The sequence below is a fragment of the Mesorhizobium sp. M7A.F.Ca.AU.002.02.1.1 genome (genome assembly GCF_003998535.1).
GTDB classification, from domain to species: Bacteria; Pseudomonadota; Alphaproteobacteria; order Rhizobiales; family Rhizobiaceae; genus Mesorhizobium; species Mesorhizobium ciceri.
The window spans coordinates 1-4,747 of the sequence record NZ_RZPB01000483.1; the positions used below are offsets into that span (position 1 = coordinate 1).

General features: G+C 63.4%; 2 protein-coding genes and 1 pseudogene. All 3 read right to left on the reverse strand.

The genetic code is table 11. From position 1 onward, the window contains the following. Positions 1–377: pseudogene (locus EN879_RS24670) on the reverse strand (hypothetical protein); the annotation flags it as partial. Positions 378–584: 207 nt separating this feature from the next. Further along, positions 585–3,548, reverse strand: a complete 2,964-nt coding sequence (ileS, locus tag EN879_RS24675; RefSeq protein WP_063167720.1) for an isoleucine--tRNA ligase — start codon at positions 3,546–3,548, stop codon at positions 585–587. Between the two features lie 234 nt (positions 3,549–3,782). Beyond that, a complete protein-coding gene (locus tag EN879_RS24680; RefSeq protein WP_024504841.1) occupies positions 3,783–4,589 on the reverse strand; it encodes a MipA/OmpV family protein in 807 nt (268 codons plus the stop codon). Between the last annotated feature and the right edge of the window lie 158 nt (positions 4,590–4,747).

The following is a 4,747-nucleotide window of genomic DNA, read 5'->3' on the forward strand; positions in this document are numbered from 1 at the left end:
GTTTGCACGTCGTCGACGATCTCCGACTGATAGGCCGGGTCGTTCTGATGGGCGGTGGCATCGGCCCGCAAGCGGGCGCGGCGCTGCTCGGGCGATTCGGGCCATTCGGCGCTCGCCGTCTCGATGCTGTCCTGCGGGGCCGGCAGCGCTTCCTTCTGGCCGGGCGCCGGCTTTACAAGCGTCGGACGCGGCTTGTAGTCGATCTGTTCCTTGCGCTTCGGCGCAAATGAAAAGGCGCCTGAAATATCGCCGGCCAGCTGTTCGCCGGCGGTCTTGTCGGTGCCGTAGGTCGGAGAGCCCATGCAGCCGGACAAAGCGAGGCCCGACGCGACAAGCGGCGCCAGCAGCGCCAGGCGCGCATTATATCTCTCGGTCATGCCAAAAAGTCCCACTCTAGACAGCCTCTCGATTGCCACCAGCCTCGTGGCCGGTCCCCATCGTCCAAGCACTTGCGACGGAAATCCGGCGACAATTTGTCTTCCGGAGTTTCGCGTGTTTACCTCAACCACTCGTTAAGGGCAACGCGCGGGCGGTTTTCACCCGCCCGGCGTGGCATTTGTGCACCGATCAAGCTGGCCGGCCTGTCAAAGCCGGCCAAGCGCCTTCAATTCATGCAGCACCGCCGCATCCCTGGCCGAAACATCCGGGAATTCCGGATCCTGGCCGACATCGGCGGTGTAGCGCCATGAGCGTGCGCATTTTAACAGGCCGCGATCCTCGGCCTTCTCGACCACCACGGCGACACCCCTGACGTCGTCGATCGCGAAGGCACCAGCCGGTGCCTCGCCATGCGCGATGACCAGATCGCTGGTGATCGCCATCTCGGCCATGTCGACATCTGAAATCGCCGCTTCGAGCGCTGCATCGTTGATGGTGACGACCGGCACCGCTTCCAGCGACGATCCGATCACCTTCTGGGCGCGCGCGATCTCCAGCGCGCCGGTGACGACGCGCCGCACCTGCCGCACCTGGCGCCACTTTTCCGCCAACGCCTCGTTCTGCCAGTCCGCCGGGATTTGCGGGAACTGGTCGAGATGCACCGAGACCGCGTCGGGATGACGATCGAGCCAGGCCTCCTCCATGGTGAAGGGCAGCATCGGCGCCAGCCATTTCACCAGGCAATCGAAGAGATGGCGCACCACCTGCACCGAAGCCTTGCGCTTCAGGCTCGACGGCGCGTCGCAGTAGAGCGCGTCCTTGCGGATGTCGAAATAGAACGCCGACAGCTCGACCACCATGAAATCGAGCAGCATGCGGGTGATGCGCTTGAACTCGAAAGCGTCGTAGCCCGAGCGCACGACCTCATCGAGCTCGGCCAGCCGGTGCAGCATCAGCCGCTCCAGCTCCGGCATCTTCTCCAGCGGCACCTCTTCGCCATCGTCATGGGCGAGCGTGCCGAGCATCCAGCGGATGGTGTTGCGCAGCTTGCGGTAGGCATCGATGTTGGTCTGCAGCACGTTCTTGCCGAGCCGCTGGTCCTCCCAGTAGTCGGTCGTCACCACCCACAGACGCAGGATATCGGCGCCCGACTGCTTGATGACGTCCTGCGGCACCACGGTGTTGCCGAGCGACTTCGACATCTTGCGGCCATCCTCGTCCATGGTGAAACCATGGGTGACGACAGTATCGTAAGGCGCCCTGCCCCTGGTGCCGCAGCTTTCCAGCAGCGAGGAATGGAACCAGCCGCGATGCTGGTCGGAGCCTTCGAGATAGACGTCGGCCGGCCATTTCAGGTCAGGGCGATCCTCCAGCGTGAAGACATGCGTCGAGCCCGAATCGAACCAGACGTCGAGGATGTCCATCACCTGCTTCCATTTGGAGGCATCGTGATTGCCAAGGAAACGCTCCTTGGCGCCAGCGGCGAACCAGGCGTCGGCGCCCTCCTTCTCGAAGGCGTCCATGATGCGCTGGTTGACCGCTTCGTCCTTCAGCACATTGCCGTCGACATCGGCGAAGACGGCGATCGGCACGCCCCAGGCGCGCTGGCGCGACAGCACCCAGTCCGGGCGCTCCTCGATCATGGCGCGGATGCGGTTCTGGCCGGCGGCGGGCACGAAACGGGTTTCGTCGATGGCCTTGAGCGCCCGGCTGCGCAGCGTCGAGCCGTCGCCGAGGTCCTTGTCCATATAAACGAACCATTGCGGCGTGTTGCGGAAGATGATCGGTTTTTTGGACCGCCACGAATGCGGATAGCTGTGCTTCAGCCGGCCACGCGCGAACAGCGCGTTGCGCTTGATCAGCTCGTCGATGACGGCCTGGTTGGCGTTGCCCTTCTTGCCGTTGTCGTCGATGACGCGCGCCGGTCCACCCTCGCGGTCCGGTCCGAAACCCGGCGCGTCCTTGGTGAAGAAGCCGCCATCGTCAACGGTGAACGGGATGGCGGGATCGATGCCGCGTGCGCGCAGATCCACCGCCGCGTCCATCCAGGCGTCAAAGTCCTCGCGGCCGTGTCCGGGCGCGGTGTGGACGAAGCCGGTGCCGGCATCGTCGGTGACATGGTCACCGGCGAGCATCGGAACGGCAAATTCGTAGCCGCCGCCCAAGCCCTTGAGCGGATGTGAAAGCGTAAGGCTTCCAAGCTCTTGCGCCGAGACGCTGCGGAGACGATTCAAGGTGACCTTGGCCTTGGCCGAGGAGTCTTCGGCCAGTGCGTCGGCAAAGATCAGCTTTTCGCCCGGCTGCGGGCCGAACGCGTTCTCGGCTGCCGTGACCTCGTAGAGGCCATAATTTATACGCGGCGAATAGTTGACGGCGCGGTTGCCTGGGATCGTCCACGGCGTCGTCGTCCAGATGACGACGTGGGCCTGCAGCAGATCGAGGGCGCCCTCCGTCAGCTTGGTCTGGCCATCGTCAATGGGGCGGACAAGGCTGGCGACCGGAAACTTCACCCAGATCGTGTCGCTCTCATAGTCGTGGTATTCGATCTCGGCCTCGGCCAGCGCCGTGCGCTCGACCACGCTCCACATCACCGGCTTGGAGCCGCGATAGAGCTGGCCCGACATGGCAAATTTCAAAAGCTCGCCGGCGATGCGCGACTCGGCATGGAAAGCCATCGTCGTATAGGGGTTCTTGAAGTCGCCGATGACGCCGAGGCGCTGGAACTCGGCCCCCTGCACTGTGATCCAACCCGCGGCGAATTCGCGGCATTCCTTGCGGAACTCGTTAACCGGTACCTCGTCCTTGTTCTTGCCCTTGGCGCGGTACTGCTCCTCGATCTTCCATTCGATCGGCAGGCCGTGACAGTCCCAGCCGGGCACATAGTTCGAGTCGTAACCGCGCATCTGGAACGAGCGGGTGATGACGTCCTTGAGGATCTTGTTCAGCGCATGGCCGATATGGATGTTGCCATTGGCGTAGGGCGGGCCGTCATGCAGCACGTATTTCGTGCGGCCGGCAGCGCTCTCGCGCAGCTTGCGGTAGAGATCCATGTCCTGCCAGCGCTTGACCAGCAGCGGCTCCTTCTCCGGCAAGCCGGCGCGCATCGGGAAGTCCGTCTGCGGCAAATAAAGCGTCTTGGAATAGTCGATCGTTTCAGTTGTGTCGGTCATTGGTCTGCCATGTGCATTGCCCGGCGGGCGTACAAGCTCGGGCGTGAACTATCATGTTATGAAAAAAGCGCGAGGGGCGCGCAGAAACTCCCGGCGGCTCCGGCGGCGCTCAGGCCACCCGGAACACCGGGCCTGTAATTCGTATCGCGATCGCGAAAAGGCGCGAAAAGCTGGTCATGGCTGGGCTTTTAGCCGAAGCCACGGCAGGAATAAAGCGTCTCTCGTTCGATTCACCTACATCGTGAAATCGAAGCGGTAGGTGGTCGACACGCCGACCGTGAACTGGTTGCGGTCGCCACGCTCCTTGACCAGGCTGGAATCGGCCGCCGGTCCCATCAGGCGCGAATATTCGCCAAACAGGCTGGCGGTCATCGGCTCGGTCACCTTCCAGGTTATGGCGCCGCCAAGGCCGGTCGATTTCAGCCCGCCACCGGGATGGTATTCGCTCAGGCCCGAGGCCACCGCCTCCTGCGCGTTGACGCCATAATAGGCGTCAAAATAGTTGCCAGAGGCGAAGGAAACACGCGGTCCTCCCGAAATCCTGACGGTCGGCGTCACGTCGTAAAAGGCATCGGCGGCGATGTCGGCGACAAAGCCGTTGTGGGCGCGAATGCCGTGGCGCAGCTCGGCGCGGGCGCGCAGCCAGTCCGTCGGATAGAATTCGAAGAAGCCGCCGACTTCGCCGCCCCAGCGCACCGGATCGAGGCCCTTCAGTTCATCGGCGTTGTCGTCGTCGCGGGAAAACAGGAACTTGCCGGTCAGGCCGGCGCGGACACCGCCATCGTCGACCAGCGCCAACGAGATGTTGTCGTTGCGCGAGACAAAGCGTGCCGCCGGTCCGGCCTTGCCCAATGAGATGATGGGTTGGGCGCTCAGCATGTATTTCCTGCCGCCCTCGAAATTGGGCGCGACCAGGCCGGTGGCGCCAACGGTCAGATACCAGTCGCCGGACAGCCAGCTGCCCTCGCCCGCATTGGCGGCGCCCGCCCCGCCCAGCACCGCAGCGGCCAACACTAGAGAGATTCTTCCGACCGGACTCATGGCCACTCCACTAACACGACACACACGATTACCGATGACAGCTTTGACGGCCGTTTGGTAAAATTTGATTTAAACCCGAGACATACGCTCGCGCTTTGCCGCGATGCCGCTGCCGGTCATCGACTGGACGTTGGCCCGCGCCCGGATTACCTTCCATC